General features: G+C 43.1%; 19 protein-coding genes. 9 read left to right on the forward strand and 10 right to left on the reverse strand.

Going from position 1 to position 15,647, the window contains the following annotated elements:
- Positions 1-85: 85 nt before the first annotated feature.
- From pxpB to ABVF21_RS07375, 3 genes are read left to right on the forward strand one after another with little or no spacing between them, the layout of a single operon-like run.
- Complete coding sequence (gene pxpB, locus ABVF21_RS07365) at positions 86-811, forward strand: 5-oxoprolinase subunit PxpB (RefSeq protein ID WP_303532595.1); 726 nt, start codon at positions 86-88, stop codon at positions 809-811.
- On the forward strand, positions 808-1,575 hold the full coding sequence (locus tag ABVF21_RS07370) for a LamB/YcsF family protein (RefSeq protein ID WP_371017869.1): 768 nt from the start codon (positions 808-810) through the stop codon (positions 1,573-1,575). The genes pxpB and ABVF21_RS07370 overlap by 4 nt, the downstream gene beginning before the upstream one ends.
- Positions 1,572-2,495, forward strand: coding sequence for a biotin-dependent carboxyltransferase family protein (locus ABVF21_RS07375; RefSeq protein WP_371017870.1), 924 nt, complete (start codon positions 1,572-1,574; stop codon positions 2,493-2,495). The genes ABVF21_RS07370 and ABVF21_RS07375 overlap by 4 nt, the downstream gene beginning before the upstream one ends.
- Here ABVF21_RS07375 and ABVF21_RS07380 read toward each other — a convergent pair.
- Entirely contained in the window at positions 2,492-2,770 is a 279-nt protein-coding gene (locus ABVF21_RS07380) for a hypothetical protein (protein WP_194218284.1), read from the reverse strand. The two genes, ABVF21_RS07375 and ABVF21_RS07380, sit on opposite strands and share 4 nt — an antisense overlap.
- A 146-nt stretch (positions 2,771-2,916) precedes the next feature.
- Here ABVF21_RS07380 and ABVF21_RS07385 point away from each other — a divergent pair, with 146 nt between their 5' ends.
- Positions 2,917-4,374, forward strand: a complete 1,458-nt coding sequence (locus tag ABVF21_RS07385) for an aldehyde dehydrogenase family protein (protein ID WP_371017871.1) — start codon at positions 2,917-2,919, stop codon at positions 4,372-4,374.
- A gap of 38 nt (positions 4,375-4,412) precedes the next feature.
- On the opposite strand, the gene ABVF21_RS07390 is transcribed toward ABVF21_RS07385, so the two are convergent.
- Genes ABVF21_RS07390 through ABVF21_RS07400 form a run of 3 tightly spaced genes read right to left on the reverse strand, consistent with a single transcriptional unit; the run spans position 4,413 to position 7,264 of the window.
- Positions 4,413-5,441 carry a DctP family TRAP transporter solute-binding subunit gene (locus ABVF21_RS07390; protein ID WP_371017872.1) on the reverse strand — a complete coding sequence of 343 codons (1,029 nt, stop codon included), beginning with the start codon at positions 5,439-5,441 and terminating at the stop codon, positions 4,413-4,415.
- A 12-nt stretch (positions 5,442-5,453) separates the two neighbouring features.
- On the reverse strand, positions 5,454-6,725 hold the full coding sequence (locus ABVF21_RS07395) for a TRAP transporter large permease (protein ID WP_371017873.1): 1,272 nt from the start codon (positions 6,723-6,725) through the stop codon (positions 5,454-5,456).
- Positions 6,722-7,264, reverse strand: a complete 543-nt coding sequence (locus ABVF21_RS07400) for a TRAP transporter small permease (RefSeq protein WP_371017874.1) — start codon at positions 7,262-7,264, stop codon at positions 6,722-6,724. Before ABVF21_RS07400 ends, ABVF21_RS07395 begins: the two co-directional genes overlap by 4 nt.
- 143 nt (positions 7,265-7,407) lie before the next feature.
- On the opposite strand from ABVF21_RS07400, the gene ABVF21_RS07405 reads away from it, so the two are divergent.
- Positions 7,408-7,920: a GNAT family N-acetyltransferase gene (locus ABVF21_RS07405; protein WP_371017875.1), complete on the forward strand. Its 513-nt coding sequence runs from the start codon at positions 7,408-7,410 to the stop codon at positions 7,918-7,920.
- A 38-nt stretch (positions 7,921-7,958) separates the two neighbouring features.
- Here the strand turns inward: ABVF21_RS07405 and ABVF21_RS07410 are convergent, their stop codons facing one another.
- Positions 7,959-8,255 (reverse strand): DUF5327 family protein, encoded by a 297-nt coding sequence (locus ABVF21_RS07410; RefSeq protein WP_371017876.1) that lies wholly within the window; start codon positions 8,253-8,255, stop codon positions 7,959-7,961.
- Between the two features lie 93 nt (positions 8,256-8,348).
- Between ABVF21_RS07410 and ABVF21_RS07415 the strand changes: the two genes are divergently transcribed.
- Positions 8,349-8,897, forward strand: a complete 549-nt coding sequence (locus ABVF21_RS07415; RefSeq protein WP_371017877.1) for a beta-class carbonic anhydrase — start codon at positions 8,349-8,351, stop codon at positions 8,895-8,897.
- 40 nt (positions 8,898-8,937) lie between these two features.
- Here the strand turns inward: ABVF21_RS07415 and ABVF21_RS07420 are convergent, their stop codons facing one another.
- On the reverse strand, positions 8,938-9,459 hold the full coding sequence (locus tag ABVF21_RS07420) for a type 1 glutamine amidotransferase domain-containing protein (protein WP_303532609.1): 522 nt from the start codon (positions 9,457-9,459) through the stop codon (positions 8,938-8,940).
- A 178-nt stretch (positions 9,460-9,637) separates the two neighbouring features.
- Between ABVF21_RS07420 and ABVF21_RS07425 the strand changes: the two genes are divergently transcribed.
- Positions 9,638-10,462, forward strand: a complete 825-nt coding sequence (locus ABVF21_RS07425; RefSeq protein WP_371017878.1) for a TerC family protein — start codon at positions 9,638-9,640, stop codon at positions 10,460-10,462.
- 37 nt (positions 10,463-10,499) lie between these two features.
- Here ABVF21_RS07425 and ABVF21_RS07430 read toward each other — a convergent pair whose 3' ends face one another.
- Entirely contained in the window at positions 10,500-10,880 is a 381-nt protein-coding gene (locus ABVF21_RS07430) for a DUF1499 domain-containing protein (RefSeq protein WP_303532612.1), read from the reverse strand.
- A gap of 194 nt (positions 10,881-11,074) precedes the next feature.
- Between ABVF21_RS07430 and ABVF21_RS07435 the strand changes: the two genes are divergently transcribed.
- On the forward strand, positions 11,075-11,422 hold the full coding sequence (locus ABVF21_RS07435; protein WP_194218273.1) for a general stress protein: 348 nt from the start codon (positions 11,075-11,077) through the stop codon (positions 11,420-11,422).
- Positions 11,423-11,522: 100 nt separating this feature from the next.
- Here the strand turns inward: ABVF21_RS07435 and ABVF21_RS07440 are convergent, their stop codons facing one another.
- Positions 11,523-12,509: a C45 family autoproteolytic acyltransferase/hydolase gene (locus ABVF21_RS07440; protein ID WP_371017879.1), complete on the reverse strand. Its 987-nt coding sequence runs from the start codon at positions 12,507-12,509 to the stop codon at positions 11,523-11,525.
- Complete coding sequence (locus tag ABVF21_RS07445) at positions 12,502-13,497, reverse strand: sigma-70 family RNA polymerase sigma factor (RefSeq protein ID WP_371017880.1); 996 nt, start codon at positions 13,495-13,497, stop codon at positions 12,502-12,504. Before ABVF21_RS07445 ends, ABVF21_RS07440 begins: the two co-directional genes overlap by 8 nt.
- Before the next feature lie 220 nt (positions 13,498-13,717).
- Here ABVF21_RS07445 and ABVF21_RS07450 point away from each other — a divergent pair, with 220 nt between their 5' ends.
- The gene (locus ABVF21_RS07450; RefSeq protein ID WP_098445502.1) at positions 13,718-13,909 is read left to right on the forward strand and encodes a hypothetical protein; all 192 of its coding nucleotides are present in this window, start codon (positions 13,718-13,720) and stop codon (positions 13,907-13,909) included.
- A gap of 293 nt (positions 13,910-14,202) precedes the next feature.
- Here the strand turns inward: ABVF21_RS07450 and fumC are convergent, their stop codons facing one another.
- Positions 14,203-15,591: a class II fumarate hydratase gene (gene fumC, locus ABVF21_RS07455; protein WP_194218270.1), complete on the reverse strand. Its 1,389-nt coding sequence runs from the start codon at positions 15,589-15,591 to the stop codon at positions 14,203-14,205.
- Positions 15,592-15,647: the final 56 nt, after the last annotated feature.

Below are 15,647 nucleotides of genomic sequence, written 5' to 3' on the forward strand. Positions count from 1 at the left end.
TTCAATCAACTGGTATAAAAAATGGAATCTCTTCGAAGTTCTATTCTTAATTTATAAAAAGATATTAACGAAAGGAGCACTAATCATGGAGATCACCTTTCATCCACTCGGTGAGGCGGCGGTGAAATGCTGTTTTCAGGAGGATATATCGCCTGCTCTTACTGATCAAATTCAAGCGTTTTGTCGGAAGCTACGTTCACAAAAAGGTACTGGTCTTATAGAATGGGTTCCCGCTTATGATTCTGTCGCTGTTTACTACGATCCATGGGATACTTCTTATGAGAAGATAACTACATTGCTTCAAAACATAGCGGTTGGAATGGACACAAAGAGCCATCAAGTAAAAAAAGTGATCACCATTCCAACCTTTTATGGTGGCGACTATGGACCTGATCTCGAAAATCTCGCCAACACCAACAACCTAAGTCCTACCGACGTCATTAATCTACATACAGGTGCAAGCTACCTTATTAACATGATTGGTTTTTTACCAGGTTTCCCCTATTTAAGCGGGCTTGATGAACAGATCGCTATGCCTCGTCTTGAGAGTCCAAGGGAGTCTGTGCCAGCCGGATCTGTTGGCATTGCGGGGAGTCAAACGGGCATTTATCCGCTTGACTCCCCTGGAGGATGGAACTTAATTGGCCGCACGCCGCTTCGATTGTTCGATCCTGAAGAAGACGAGCCATTTCTTTTTGAACAGGGAGATTATTTACATTTTAAATCGATTAATGAAGAAGAATACCAGCGAATTCAACGGGAGGTTGAAGATGGCACTTACGAACTTGAACACAGGGAGGGGTTCGAATGACGTTTCGCATTGATTTAAACAGCGATCTTGGAGAAAGCTTTGGCACCTATGTGGTCGGTCAGGATGAACAGGTTCTTGAACTCGTATCGTCAGCGAATGTCGCGTGTGGCTATCATGCCGGCGACCCGCATATTATGAATAAAACAGTCGAGTGGGCGAAGGAGCACCACGTTGGGATTGGCGCGCACCCTGGATTTCCAGACTTAGTTGGGTTTGGACGCCGAAACATGAACATCACGCCAGAGGATGCTTACTCCCTTGTTCTTTACCAAATTGGGTCACTGCACGGGTTCTGCAGGGCACATCAAGTGCCGCTTCAGCACGTGAAACCGCACGGGGCGCTTTACAATATGGCTTCGAAGGATCCTGAGCTTGCGAATGCGATCGCGCAAGCCGTAAAGGATTTTGATTCAGAGCTCATTCTATTCGGACTTGCAAATTCAGAATTGATTCGCGCTGCGCAAGACGCTGCACTTCCTTATGCTTCTGAAGTTTTTGCCGATCGAACGTATCAGCCTGACGGGTCGCTTACCCCTCGCGTTGAAAAAAATTCGATGATCCGAGACGAGCAAGCAGCGATTGAACAAGTGATTCAAATGGTGAAAGAAGGAACGGTAACGGCTGTGGATGGTTCGATCATTCCGATCGAAGCTGATACTGTTTGTGTTCACGGTGATGAACCGTCGGCACTTGCGTTTATTAAAGCACTTCGGAAACGATTTAGTGAAGAAAACATCGTGATGGATAGGATCGGAAACCGATGAAGTTATTTTCAGTCGAAAAGCCAGGGCTGTATACGACGTATCAGGATTTAGGACGGGTTGGATTTTTGAAGTACGGGGTGCCCGCTTCCGGAGCTCTCGATCGCTTTGCTCTTCAGGTTGGCAATATTTTAGTCGGGAATAAGCGCGATGCGGCAGGACTTGAGGTTACGATGCAAGGACCTGAACTGATTGCAGAAGAGTCTTTTGTGGTCGCTGTAACGGGAGGGGATTTGTCTCCCATGGTGAACGGAAAACGGATTCCGCTCTGGAAATCTGTGCATATAAAAAAAGGACAGGTGCTAGAATTTGGTCAGCCGCGTCAAGGGGTACGTGCTTATCTGACCGTTTCAGGTGGCTTCCATTCAGAAAAATATATGGGAAGTCGCTCTGTTTATGAGCCAGCTGGTCTCGGACGTCCCCTTCAAAAGGGAGATAAACTCGTTGGTAAACCTGCGAAACAAAAAGCAGGAACCGGGCTTTTTTTCACCGAGATTCCTGATTATGCTCGTGATATTGAAGTGCGCGTCGTGAAAGGACCACACCATGAACAGATTTCAGCTCACATTGTGGAACAATTTTTCGCTTCCACTCATGAAGTTTCACCTCAATCCAATCGAATGGGTTATCGACTTCAGTCTGATTTGGAAACAAATCATGAAGCGAACGTCATTTCTGATGGAGTTCCGGTTGGCAGCATCCAGCTGCCTGGGAACGGTCAGCCGATTATCTTGCTTGCGGATCGACAGACGACAGGTGGGTACACACGGATTGGAACGGTGATTGGTCCTGATTTGCCACTTATTGCTCAGCTACCACCTGGTGGGAAGATCCGTTTTATAGAAGTAACGGTGGAAGAAGCACAGGAAGCGGCGAGACAGACTGAACGAAAGCTTCGTATTTGGGAGCGAATCCATCGCTAGTGCAGTCGGAGGTAGCTGTGGAGCTCATCCTTCACAAGCTCCCCCTGATCCTGCTCATTCATTTGCAGGTGGTAATGATCTCCTTCAACCTCCGCTTGGAAATTATAGAAGCCTTTTTGATTCAAATATTCGCTTAGATCTTCAATTTTCTCACAGTGAGAGAACAAAATTTTATCGCCCACATAATCGTCGTTTACATATACGTTATAAGCATCATGTGCATTTTTTATAGCATCAGCCTCTGCTGGATAAAAAAACGGGATTGGTTCCGGCATTCTGTCTCCCTCCTTTCTTTAGGGATTACTATCAATTTGTCCCTTCACGCCTTTTTTATGTTGGAAAAACATTCTTGTATGCTAGTATGTTTAATCCTTTAAGCATTCGGGAACCTTCTCTAACGTACACTAAAGGAGGATGACTCATGGCTAACACATATACAAAGCAATATATTAACGGTGAATGGGTTAAGGGTTCTAGTGACAAAACTGTAACAAATTATAATCCATTTTCAGGCGAGGAAATTTTTACATTAAATTCAGCATCTGAAGAAGATCTAGATAAAGCTTATAAAACGGCAAAAGAAGCACAAAAATCCTGGGCACAAACAACACCAGGCAAGCGCCAGCAAATTCTTGATAAAGTAGCGGCGCTCATGACAGAACGAAAAGAAGAAATCGTTGACTGGCTAGTGAAAGAATCTGGCAGTACAAAAATCAAAGCAAATGTTGAATGGGCAGCAGCTACTCGCGTTGTAAAAGACTCTGCATCGTTCCCATACCGTATGAAGGGACAAATCGCACCTTCTGATACACCAGGTAAAGAAAACCGCATATATAAAAGCGCAAAAGGCGTCATCGGTGTCATCGGACCGTGGAACTTCCCGCTTCACCTTTCTATGCGTTCTGTTGCACCAGCGATCGCAACAGGTAACACAGTTGTTCTAAAACCAGCATCTGAAACGCCAGTAACTGCTGGGTTCTTAATTGCTGAACTATTTGAAGAAGCAGGACTTCCGAAAGGCGTACTAAACGTCGTAGCTGGACGAGGTTCTGAAATCGGCGATGCGTTCGTCACACACCCGATTCCGAAATTGATTTCCTTCACAGGTTCAACTGAAGTTGGTCAACATATCGGTGAGCTTGCAGGTAAGAACATTAAAGAAACGGCGCTAGAGCTCGGCGGTAACAACGTGTTTATCGTTCTTGATGATGCGGATATCGATCAGGCAGCTGAATCAGCGGCGTTCGGTAAATTCTTGCACCAGGGTCAAATTTGTATGGCGATCAACCGCATTATCGTGCATGAAAGCATTCACGACAAATTTGTTGAAGCCTTCAAAGAAAAAGTAGCTTCTCTTCAAGTAGGCGACCCCTCTGACGCGAAAACAGCTGTTGGCCCACTCATCAACAATGACGCAGTTGAACGCATTCAAGAGTCACTAAACGCTTCTCTTGAACAGGGCGCTGAGAAAATTCTTGGTGGCGAAGTAGAAGGTAACGTGATGCATCCGGTTATTTTAACAAACGTAACGAATGACATGCCGATCGCAAAAGATGAAATTTTCGGTGCTGTTGCGCCAATCATTAAATTTAGAACAGTAGACGAAGCGATCGAAATTGCAAATGGCTCTCCATACGGCCTTAGTGGCTCTGTTCACTCTCGCGACTTAAACCGCGGTGTTCAGGTTGCTCAGCAAATCGAAACGGGCATGGTCCACATTAACGACCAGCCGGTGAACGATGAAGCACATATGGCATTCGGTGGTGAAAAAGAGTCAGGCCTTGGCCGCTTCGGTGGTGAATGGGCACTCGATAAATTTACAACTGTTAAATGGATTTCCGTTCAACAAGAACGCCGTCAATATCCATTTTTCCAATAAGCACATGGAAGCCCTCGATTCGTTCGAGGGCTTTTTTATTAGTTTTTCTCTGCTTTTTGGATATCTTTTTCTAATTTAACAAGTATTTTTGCACCTTCTTCCCCAACAAGACGCTTATAGTACTCTCTTACTTCCTGACTTTGCTCTTCAAATTTCTGGCGCTCTTCCTCATTTAATTCTGCAACGTTAATATCACTATCTGACTTAATGTGATCCAGTGCTGACTGGTTGAACTCGTTTTGAATGGCAAATGAACGCTCCTGCATCTCTGCCGTAGTTTCATCAACGATATGTTGGATATCATTCGGAAGACTTTCATAAAAGTCAGGGTTAACAGCTGTTGTTGTAATGTATAAACCGTGTTTCGAAAGCGTTAAGTATTTTTGCACTTCATAGAAATTCATTTCTTCAATTGCAAACATCGGATTTTCCTGTCCATCAATCATATTCAACTGTAATCCGCTGTAAACCTCCATATATGGTACTGGCGTTGGATTAGCGCCATAAGCTTCATATGCTGCGACAATAAGCGGAGATGGCATGGTGCGCATTTTAAATCCATTGAAATCAGTCGGCACCGCGAGCTCCTGATTGCTTGTCCAATTCATAAATCCTTCTGTCCAATAATCGAGAACTTTTATGTTTTTCTCTAGGTAGAGGCTATTTAGGTCTTCATACAGCGCGTCGCTTTCATTTAACACCTGCTTGTTCACATCCATCTCATCTGAAAATAAGAAGTGTAGAGAGAATAGCTGGTTTTCAGGTACGATCGTCCCTGTATTTCCCGGGGAAACAATCGCAAAGTCAATAGCTCCAATTTGAAGAAGCTCGGCTTGTTCTGTGGCATTGCCAAGCTGTCCGATCGGATACCTTTCAACTTTAATTCGACCGTTAGATTTTTTCTCTAATTTGTCAGCAAATTCCTTTACGTAGTCTGCCTGCACACTTGAAGGTGATTCTTCATGAGCAAATCTGAAAATATATTCGGCTTCTTTCCCTTCTGTAACTTGGGAACAGCCCGCAATAACGAGCAAAAGAGCCGGAATAAGCCAGAGCCTATTCTTCATGTTGTCCCTCCTTTATAAATACCGGTAGAACGTAATGATTTCTGGGAAAAAGATGAATAGTAATGAGATTGCTAGTAGCATTAACAGATACGGGCCAGAGCCCCGAATAATCTCAAGATAAGGCCGTTTAAACACTGCAACAGCCGTAAAAATATCAACTCCAAACGGTGGTGTTGCCGATCCTATAGCCGCCTGAAGAGTGATGAGAACCCCTAGTACAATCGGATCAATACCAGCATCCATCGCAACAGGGTAGAATATCGGTGTTAAGATAATAATGACGACTAGAGGGTCAACAAACATACACCCAATAAAGAAAAAGAGGGCGACAATTAGTAGCACCTTAATCGCCGTTGGGTCTGTTCCTAATACAGCGTTGGTGAGCTCTTGTGGCAATTTCGCATAAGAAAGCACCCAGGAAAGTGCGGTACCAGCAGCTACGAGTATAAAGACTGCAGCCGTTACAACACCTGTTGACTCAGCAATTTTCGGTAGCTCGGTAATTTTGATTTTTTTATAGATAAAAACTTCCAAAACCACCGCATATAAAACACTTACTGCAGCTGCTTCCGTTGGACTGAAAAAGCCGCTATAAATACCACCGACAATGATGACTGGGAATCCTAATGGAAGAAGCGCTCTTCTTGTTGCCTGTAGACGTTCTTTCCAGGTCGCTTTCTCTTGTCCTTCAATTCCTTTTCTTCGTGCGAGTATGTAGCTATAGACAGCAAAAAACAGAAAGATGATCACACCTGGTAAAATACCAGCTATGAAAAGTTCTCCAACCGAGGTTCCCGTTACAACGGCATACATAATCATGCCTATACTGGGTGGCACGAGCAAGGCGACGTCACTCGCATTAATGATAAGTGGAATAGCTTGCGAATTTTTATAGCCTGATTGAAGAAGCTTCTGACGCATCGGTTTCCCGACCGCTACAACCGTTGCTTGCGTAGAACCTGATATGGAACCAAACAGCGTGCACGTCGCAGCCGTTGTAATCGCATAGCCACCTTTAACGTGACCAATAAATCGACCAACAAATTCAAGAAGACGATTAGCCGTCGTTCCAACTGACATAATATCGGCAGCAAAAATAAACATCGGAACAGCAAGTAACACGAACGGCTGAACACCGCTAAAGTACTGTTGAGTTAACACCATCGGATCGAGGTCAGGAAAATAGACGATGAGGAGCACAATCGGTGCAACAATCATTGGTATCTTCATTGGGAATCCCATGAATAACAGAATAAACATAATGAGTAACATCACCCATATCATACGCCGTCACCTCTCTCCTCTAGTTCACTTTGAAAATCTTCTTCCTTTTCTGTTGCTAGAATAATCTCTTCATGCTTCATGTTAAGGACAAACTGATGTAGGTATTGCAATCCACCAAAGAAGAAGCCGATTGGAATAAATGCCGCTACTAAATAAACGGGAACTCTTAGCGCTGGTGTTACGCGCTCTAGTTCATGTACCGTCCATACATATTCGAAAGCGATATAGGTTAAATAAAATAATGTAAGTGATGTAAGCAACGTTATTACTAAGGTAAGAACTTTTTGACCTTTTCTCGGCAACAGCTCAAATAAGGCCGACATCCTCAGGTGCCTTCCCTTTCTCGCTGCATAGCTGACACCGATAAATGTTACAATAATTATAAAAAACTGTCCTGTTTCTTCAGCAAACGTCCAGCTCGCTTGAAAAACAGTGCGACTAATCACGTTTCCCACAAGAATCAATGTCATAAAAATAACCGAGTAGCTGAGGATGGCCTGTTCGGCTTTTCCCAGAACTCGGTTCACTTTCTGAAACATATCTTCTGGCCCCCTCTTTTATACAAATCCCTTCCAATATTGGTGATAATTCCCTATCATAATGCTAATAAACATCTCTTGCAATATTGTTGCTTTTTATTTTCATTTTTGAAAAAATAAGATAGAGAAAAGGAGATGGAAACATGATTGAAGTTCGTGAAGAAAAGTTACAAGATCATGAGGACATCTCAACCATTCTACAAAAAGCATTTGGTGGAGAAGATGAGATTAAGCTAGTCAGTAGGATTCGGGAGTCTGCGCACTTTGTTCCTGAGCTTTCGCTTGTCGCGCTACATAATCGACGGAATCCGGTTGGTTACATCCTTTTTAGTGAAATCACCATCTCAACAGAAAAAGGAAATCTCACGTCCCTAGCCCTTGCTCCTGTCGCAGTCGTTCCCGAATTACAGGGAGAAGGAGTTGGGGGCATGTTGATCAAAGATGGCATAATGAGAGCTACTTCGCTTGGATATCGTCACGTAGTCGTGCTTGGTCACCAAGACTATTATCCACGATTCGGCTTTGTCCCTGCTTCTGAACAGAACATTTCTGGTCCCTTTAATGCAGGAGATGCGTTCATGGTAAAAGAACTTAAGAAAGACGCGCTAAAAGATGTTAGCGGAGAAGTTGTTTATCCGAAGGCATTCGGCGTCTAAAAACGGCAAACAAAAAAGCCGCTCTTTGGCGGCTTCGCTTAAAAATCAAAAATCGAGTCCTCGTTCGCATCATCGTCCTTCATCGGCTTTGATGAAAGCGACTGTTGAACTGGTGCGGCAGCTTGCTGCTGAATCGGTTTAATTCCAGCGGTGGCGGCAGACTTAGACCTATGACTTCCCGATGCTTGTAGCAGCATGTCACAGTAAGTTTTAATGGCAATCAGCTCTTCTCGAATGCCATCGACATCTGCATCATTTTCTTCCACATTGTATGTGAGCTGTTTCATTCGTGCATTCATTTGTTGAACCAGATGATCAATTGGTATATCTTTCATATCGATAAACTCCTTTAACTGAAGGATCTTTATCACTAGTGTACCAAACTGCATGCCAAATGAAAAAAATTAAAAGGACAAGGAGATAATATTATGGATACCCTTCATGAAGTATTAAAATTTAATGAGGAATTTGTCGCTAATAAAGAGTATGTCCCTTATGAAACAACAGGTCTTCCCGATAAAAAAATCGTGATCCTCTCTTGCATGGACACGCGTCTTGTAGAGCTTCTTCCACGTGCGATGAATCTAAAAAACGGTGATGTGAAAATCGTTAAAAATGCCGGTGCTGTAGTGAGTCACCCATTTGGCAGTATTATGCGCAGTATTCTTGTAGCCGTGTATGAACTTCAGGCGGAAGAAGTTTGGGTTATTGGGCATCATGACTGTGGAATGGGCAAAGTAGATCCTGATAAGCTACTACACAAAATGGAAGACAGTGTAACAAAAGAAGTTGTTTCTTCCATGAAGCACGTAGGGATTGACCTTCACTCATGGCTACAAGGATTTACAACGGTTCAAGATGGCGTGCGCGGGAGCGTATCAATGATTGAGAATCATCCGCTTCTTCCAAAGAATCTTCCTGTTCACGGGCTTGTGATTGACCCTGCAACTGGAAAACTGGATCGCGTAACAGAATAATATAAAAAGCTCACTCCTTTTTTAGAGTGAGCTTTTTATATTATTTCGCTAAAATATCAGCAAAGGCTTTTCCGTACTGTGGAAGATCTGGCGGGCGACGCGCAGATACAAGATGTCCGTCAATAACAACGGGCTCATCAATCCAAGTCGCACCGGCATTTTCCATATCATCACGAATGCCTGGCGTACTTGTCACTTTCTTTCCTTCTAGTACTTTTGCGGAAATTAATACCCAACCAGCATGGCAAATCTGGCCGATTGGTTTCTTATTTTCTTCCATATGCTGAACCATTTTCAATACTTCAGGGAAACGGCGAATCTTATCAGGCGCCCATCCACCAGGAACAAGGATCGCGTCGTAATCGGCAGGATTAATATCTTCATAAGCATAATCGGCAACGACGGGAACACCATATTTACCAATATACTTCTCTCCTGCTTTCTCACCAACGTAATGTACCGTGGCCCCTTCTTCAATTAAACGATAGTACGGATAAGTAAGCTCCAAATCTTCAAATTCATGATGAACAAGACTGATTACTTTTTTATTTTCTAAACGCATGTTTCCACCTCCACTCTTTACCTTATACCATTTTGGCATCATTTCAAAACGATAAAAGATTTCAAGGATTGTCGGAATGAAATCGATTATAGGATAGATCTACCTTTTAAAGCATGTATTTTCTAGTATGGGACTGTCCAACTGGGAATACTAATGAGAAGGTAAAGGAGAGATAACCATGGATGTTGGTCTTTTACTGGAATACGGGTGGGTGCTCATTGTTCTGATCGGTCTTGAAGGTGTGCTGGCAGCAGATAACGCCCTTGTCATGGCCATAATGGTGAAGCATCTTGACCCACAAAAACGTAAAAAAGCGTTGTTTTATGGCCTTGGAGGAGCATTTGTTTTCCGCTTCGGTTCTCTCTTCATCATTTCCTTTCTCGTTGATATTTGGCAAGTTCAAGCCATTGGAGCGATTTATCTTTTGTTTCTCAGTTTAAATCACATCGTGAAAAAGTTTTTACTCAGCGATCGAAAAGAGAAGGAGAAGGAAAATCAAAAGTCTGAGGAAGGGCCTGGTTTTTGGACGACGGTATTAAAAGTGGAGCTTGCTGATATCGCATTTGCCGTTGACTCCATTCTAGCTGCTGTGGCGTTAGCGCTAACGCTACCTCATACAACGCTACCGAAAATTGGCGGTATGGATGGTGGACAATTTCTCGTTATTTTAACCGGTGGAATTGTCGGGCTAATCATTATGCGCTTCGCTGCTAATTACTTTGTGAAGCTTTTGCACCGTAAGCCAGGTTTAGAAACCGCTGCTTTCGTGATTGTTGGATGGGTAGGGGTAAAGCTTGCGATTTATACGCTCGCTCATCCAAACCTCGGCATTCTTGCTGAGGATTTCCCAAAAGAACCCGCATGGAAAATCACATTCTGGGGCGTTCTTGTTGCGATTGCACTAGGAGGCTGGTTCCTTTCTTCCGAACGAGAAGAAGATGACCGAGAAGATGAGAATGAAGATACACTAGTAGAAGAAAATGAGGAAGCGAATGACTTCTGATAAATCAACAACAGGTGCCGCATAGGCACCTGTTGTTTTATGCTTTCTGAAATTCTTCTTTAATTTCATTCATTCGCTTCTTATTAACTCCCATATCTGAATATCCAGTCCGTGAAGCAGAACGAAAGTGAATGCTCTCATTTGCTGTATCAATGTAAAACTCAATATCATCGACAAATTTAAATAGCTTTGATTTCTCCTCTGCTCTTATGTAGTCTGTCCCCTCTTCTACAATTTCTGTTCGCTTTCGATTGGTTAGGATTGTTTTTAATTTTGCGATTGCTTCCTCTGCCGTCCCATTGTATGGCATCGGCTTCATCCCATGCTTCTCATCCGTGCTTTGGCTCGACACACAATTTGGTTTATCTGGACACGGAGCAAGCTTCCCTTTTTTTACGCCTAATTGTTCTGAACTCATTTCGATCGCCTCCTGATTGGATTGTTCTATTCTTTCTATACCCTATCACAATACCTTTTGAACTTATTATGCCTTACATTGCTATAATCACGCAGCACATTGATGTGCAAATTTCCCGTTTAGAACTTTTTCTGAGCGTGTATAGTACATGTGAGATCAAAAAAAGCAGAACAATCTTTGAAGGAGGCAATATTGTGAGTAGACCAGTAGTACGCGAATACCAAAATGATGAGAAATTAAAAAGCGACATTGAAGAGCTAGAAAACATCGGTGTAGCTAACGATGATATTTACGTGCTTTCCCATGACGATGACCGCACAGAGCGCGTAGCAGACAGCGTTGATGCGAATACAATCGGCAAAAAGGAAATGGGTCTCAGCAGCTTGAAAAATGTCTTTAGTAAGAAAGGCGACGAACTGCGCACCAAAATGCAAGAAATCGGCTTTTCCAAAGATGAATCTGAACGCTATGAAGAAGAAATGGACAAAGGTAAGATTTTCTTATTTGTAACGGACACTGATAAAGTGAAAGAGTGGAAGTAAGAATAAATGATTGATATAGAAAGAGCCGTTGATCTCAGTTGAGATCAACGGCTCTTTTACGCAGTAAAGCAGCGGGTCGCTCGGGTCTGACCCCCGCTGCTTAAAGGTCTGCAATTAGCTCACGTTTGCTTACTGCACTTCCATTAACCCAATCCTTAAAGTAAATCGTCATTACTTCATCACTTCCCGCTATCACCGTTTTGAATAAGCATTCTTTCGGATTCATCATTACGGTGTGAAGCGTACCAAATAGATTTTCATATTCTCTAAAAAATAATGGAGATGCTGGATTTCTAAATTCATCAAACCATTCACTAACCTCTACGTTAGGATGTTTTTCTAAATACGCTAACCGTTGAAGGGAATTTTCAGTGGTCTGTGGTTTGTTAGACACTTGAAAATGATTTGTGCAATAAAGCGTTTCTCCACATCTTACCTCGCTACCAAACGGCCCAATTTCGACAATGGCTGATTTACCAGATGCATCTGTTAGAGAATAATTATACTCGTCCGCATGAGGCAAAACTTTTAATAACGAAATGGCATCTTCAATCGTTCGACAGGTATCCAACACCATTCTTACAACGATCCCCGCCATTAGTCCTTTTTGATGAAAACGAGTAGATACAAAATGGAGCCCAGCCGTAAGCCCATGTTCATTCATCCCATCATGCAGACCAATGCCGAATAAGCTGTGACCACACGTAGCATAGCTCTCTTCTGGCTGTCTTAAAATCAACCTTCCATCATAAAAAGCGGGACCAAAATCATAATTTCTTACATAACCGTGATTCGTCATCACAGCCGTACAGCCCAACCCTTCTAGTATAGGAAGATCATATCCACTAAAAAGCGAGAGCGCCTTATGAGGAGAGATCATTAATGCTATACTTATCCCCATTATCTCATCTAGCAGATGCGGAGCGAAGCGTTGATAAACCTGTTGGGTTTCTTCTAAATTTGTCGGTTGAACAAAATTCTCACACCTCTCCTGTACTACTTCCATTTGTTCATGTGATCCAAGCCCATATCCGATCTCAACTGAGGGTCCGCGATATTGCTCAATCGACACACTAAGCTCACTCACTCTTCTTCTCCTCATAAACCTTCAACAGCTCTTCCACCGAAATCCCATCAATTGTCATACCTTCTACCTCAGATTTCTCGATCTTCACATTTTTTAAGTTACAATCTGTTATCGTACTCCCATGCAGATCACAGTTTTCGAAAAGAATTGGCATGTGCTCCTCTCTTCTTCCTGCCGCAAAGTGATCTTCAGGGGGTAATCCGATATTACGAAAAACAGCCCCTCCCATTTGTGCATCTTCGATTTTAAGATCGCTAAGGTCAATATCTCGGAAAGAAATACCGCTCATATTCATATTTGTAAAGGTCGCTTCTACCATATAAGCGTCAGAAAAGATTGATTGTGCTAAGTTCGAATTCATGAAGTTTGCGTTCGTTAATTCAACTTGATCGAAAAGCGCCTTACGGAGACGTATTTCCTTAAACACTTTTCGCTCAAATTCTTCCCCAACGTTTTGCTCGCTCATATTCTTTTCAACCATTTCAAACAGCTCCTTTTTCATTTTTGATCTAGCTCTTCGAATACAACTTTCAATTGCAGAGGTGGAGCGTTCTAACATCGAAGCAATTTCCCCCATCGAATAGCCACCCATATAGTAAAGAACGACAGGGGTGCGAATATCTTCATTTAATTCATTCAGCGCATGCCAAACCAAATCGCTTGTCTCTGTCTCTTTCTTTTCAAGCATATTTGCAAGTGTCTTCTCATGAAATGAATGCTCCAGTAGTTGAACCATTCGTTTTCGTTTCCTCTTCATATCCAGACTCAAATTTCGAGCGATACTTGTTAGCCAGCTCCCCACCTTCTCAGGACTTTCCAACGTGTTTCGCTTCAAATAGGCCTTAATAAACGCTTCCTGCGCAACATCCTGTGCAAGATGATAGTCCCCAAGAACACTATAAGCGACCGCATAAAGTCCATTCGCATAGTTGCTTACCACATCACGAAATCCTTCTTCCGTCTGCCATTCTACAAGCTTTTGCTTCACTACTCTCACCTCGCTGCTTTCACTTATATAGACGTCTCGCACTCTTTCATTCCGTCAACAAAATGAAAAGAATTTTACTCTTTGTCCGTTGGAAGAGGATAAATGTACGTAAAGGGGGACAGAGAGGGGGCAGACCCCAAAATAAAATAGTTCTTCGCTCGTCTCACACTGCATATATTTGTAGGGCACTAAAAATATTTCTTTCAAAGGGAGTGCTGATATGTTGGATCGAACATTGCTTTTCGTAGCCGCTATGATTGCTGGGTTTGCATTACTTCGTTTGTCTGAGGCAGATTCATTCCTCGAGAGTCTTAATCCGGTCTTCGAAGTTGTTGGCTTTCTAGCAGCGCTGCTATTTGCACTTGTCTTGATCTACAAAGGCATCATGGCCATTTTACCTCGGAAAGTGTAAACGCTTTCCACTCCTGAAAGAAAAGCGAAAGGGCCCCGTTTAAAACCGTAGGATGTTGGAGGCTTTTAGAATGAGACGCTTTTTGTCTCAATCTAAAAGGTGAAACAGCCAGAGGATTTGGGCTGTTGTAGCTAGACATGAAAAGCGAAAGCAGCCCGCTTAAAACCGTAGGATGTTGGAAGCCTTTAGAATGAGACGCTTTTTGTCTCAATCTAAAGGGTGAAACAGCCGGAGGTTTTGGGCTGCTTTCGCCGTACAAAAAAGCGGGATCCCAGAGATCCCGCTTTTTCCTATTATTCTTTTGGTGCAATCATATCTTCAGGACGTACGATATCATCGAACTGCTCCGCTGTGAGCAAACCGCTCTCAAGGGCAGATTCACGTAGCGTTGTTCCATTTTCATGGGCTTTCTTCGCAATTTTCGCTGCGTTCTCATAACCGATATGTGGGTTCAAAGCTGTCACAAGCATAAGTGAATTCTTCAAATAATCTTGGATCACTTCTTCATTTGGCTCAATGCCAACTGCACAGTTATCATTAAACGACTTCATGCCGTCCGCAAGGAGGCGAGAAGACTGTAGGAAGTTATAAATAATGACCGGCTTGAAGACATTCAGCTCAAAGTTCCCCTGACTTGCCGCAAAACCAATTGTCGCATCATTCCCCATCACTTGCGACGCTACCATTGTGAGCGCCTCACTTTGTGTTGGGTTCACTTTCCCTGGCATGATCGAGCTTCCTGGCTCGTTAGCTGGAATTGTAATTTCACCAATACCACAGCGCGGTCCACTTGCAAGCCAGCGCACATCGTTTGCGATTTTCATAAGATCTGCCGCTAGAGCTTTCAACGTGCCATGGACATGCACTACTTCATCATGACTTGTAAGCGCATGGAATTTATTCTCAGCAGATGCGAACGTCTTGTCCGTCATTTTGCTAATTTCCTCGGCCACCATATCACCGAACTTCGGATGTGCGTTCAATCCTGTTCCAACCGCCGTACCGCCGATCGCAAGCTCTTTCATATACTTAACGCTCTCAAGCAGCATGTTTTCACATTTTACCAGCATGCGATGCCAGCCGCTAATTTCCTGTCCAAGCGTGAGTGGCGTAGCATCTTGAAGATGAGTACGTCCGATTTTAATAATATGTTCATTATCCTTCATTTTTTGATAAAGCGTTTCTTTTAATTCAATAAGGGTTGGATAAAGATGATCCTCAACAGAAAGTACTGCCGCAACGTGCAGTGCTGTTGGAAATGTATCATTGGAAGATTGGGACTTATTCACGTCATCATTTGGATGAACACGTGCTTCGCTTCCTTGTTGTTGTAAAAGTTCATTTGCACGGTATGCAAGTACTTCATTCATATTCATGTTGGACTGCGTGCCGCTTCCTGTCTGCCACACAACCAGTGGGAAATGTTCATTATGATCGCCGTTGATCACTTCGTCCGCTGCTTTCACAATGGCTTCAGCTTTCTCATCTTCAAGCTTGCCAAGACGCTGGTTTGCAAGTGCTGCGCTCTTCTTCAAAATCGCAAATGCCTTCACAACCTCAAGCGGCATTTGTTCGTTACCGATCTTAAAGTTCTGCTTGCTTCGTTGAGTTTGAGCACCCCACATTTTATCTGCTGGTACTTTGATTTCTCCAATTGTGTCTCGTTCAATTCGATAATCCATTGTGATCCTCCTTCAGAGTATAAGCTAACAGGTTCCACTTCGATAAAAAGAAGGGA

This window comes from Pseudalkalibacillus sp. JSM 102089, from assembly GCF_041366475.1.
GTDB classification, from domain to species: Bacteria; Bacillota; Bacilli; order Bacillales; family Guptibacillaceae; genus Guptibacillus; species Guptibacillus hwajinpoensis_B.

Bases quoted from the DNA above. Each gene is read 5' to 3' on its own strand.
- pxpB (WP_303532595.1), top strand. From the start codon at position 86: ATGGAGATCACCTTTCATCCACTCGGTGAGGCGGCGGTGAAATGCTGT.
- ABVF21_RS07370 (WP_371017869.1), top strand. From the start codon at position 808: ATGACGTTTCGCATTGATTTAAACAGCGATCTTGGAGAAAGCTTTGGC.
- ABVF21_RS07375 (WP_371017870.1), top strand. From the start codon at position 1,572: ATGAAGTTATTTTCAGTCGAAAAGCCAGGGCTGTATACGACGTATCAG.
- ABVF21_RS07380 (WP_194218284.1), bottom strand. From the start codon at position 2,770: ATGCCGGAACCAATCCCGTTTTTTTATCCAGCAGAGGCTGATGCTATA.
- ABVF21_RS07385 (WP_371017871.1), top strand. From the start codon at position 2,917: ATGGCTAACACATATACAAAGCAATATATTAACGGTGAATGGGTTAAG.
- ABVF21_RS07390 (WP_371017872.1), bottom strand. From the start codon at position 5,441: ATGAAGAATAGGCTCTGGCTTATTCCGGCTCTTTTGCTCGTTATTGCG.
- ABVF21_RS07395 (WP_371017873.1), bottom strand. From the start codon at position 6,725: ATGATATGGGTGATGTTACTCATTATGTTTATTCTGTTATTCATGGGA.
- ABVF21_RS07400 (WP_371017874.1), bottom strand. From the start codon at position 7,264: ATGTTTCAGAAAGTGAACCGAGTTCTGGGAAAAGCCGAACAGGCCATC.
- ABVF21_RS07405 (WP_371017875.1), top strand. From the start codon at position 7,408: ATGATTGAAGTTCGTGAAGAAAAGTTACAAGATCATGAGGACATCTCA.
- ABVF21_RS07410 (WP_371017876.1), bottom strand. From the start codon at position 8,255: ATGAAAGATATACCAATTGATCATCTGGTTCAACAAATGAATGCACGA.
- ABVF21_RS07415 (WP_371017877.1), top strand. From the start codon at position 8,349: ATGGATACCCTTCATGAAGTATTAAAATTTAATGAGGAATTTGTCGCT.
- ABVF21_RS07420 (WP_303532609.1), bottom strand. From the start codon at position 9,459: ATGCGTTTAGAAAATAAAAAAGTAATCAGTCTTGTTCATCATGAATTT.
- ABVF21_RS07425 (WP_371017878.1), top strand. From the start codon at position 9,638: ATGGATGTTGGTCTTTTACTGGAATACGGGTGGGTGCTCATTGTTCTG.
- ABVF21_RS07430 (WP_303532612.1), bottom strand. From the start codon at position 10,880: ATGAGTTCAGAACAATTAGGCGTAAAAAAAGGGAAGCTTGCTCCGTGT.
- ABVF21_RS07450 (WP_098445502.1), top strand. From the start codon at position 13,718: ATGTTGGATCGAACATTGCTTTTCGTAGCCGCTATGATTGCTGGGTTT.
- fumC (WP_194218270.1), bottom strand. From the start codon at position 15,591: ATGGATTATCGAATTGAACGAGACACAATTGGAGAAATCAAAGTACCA.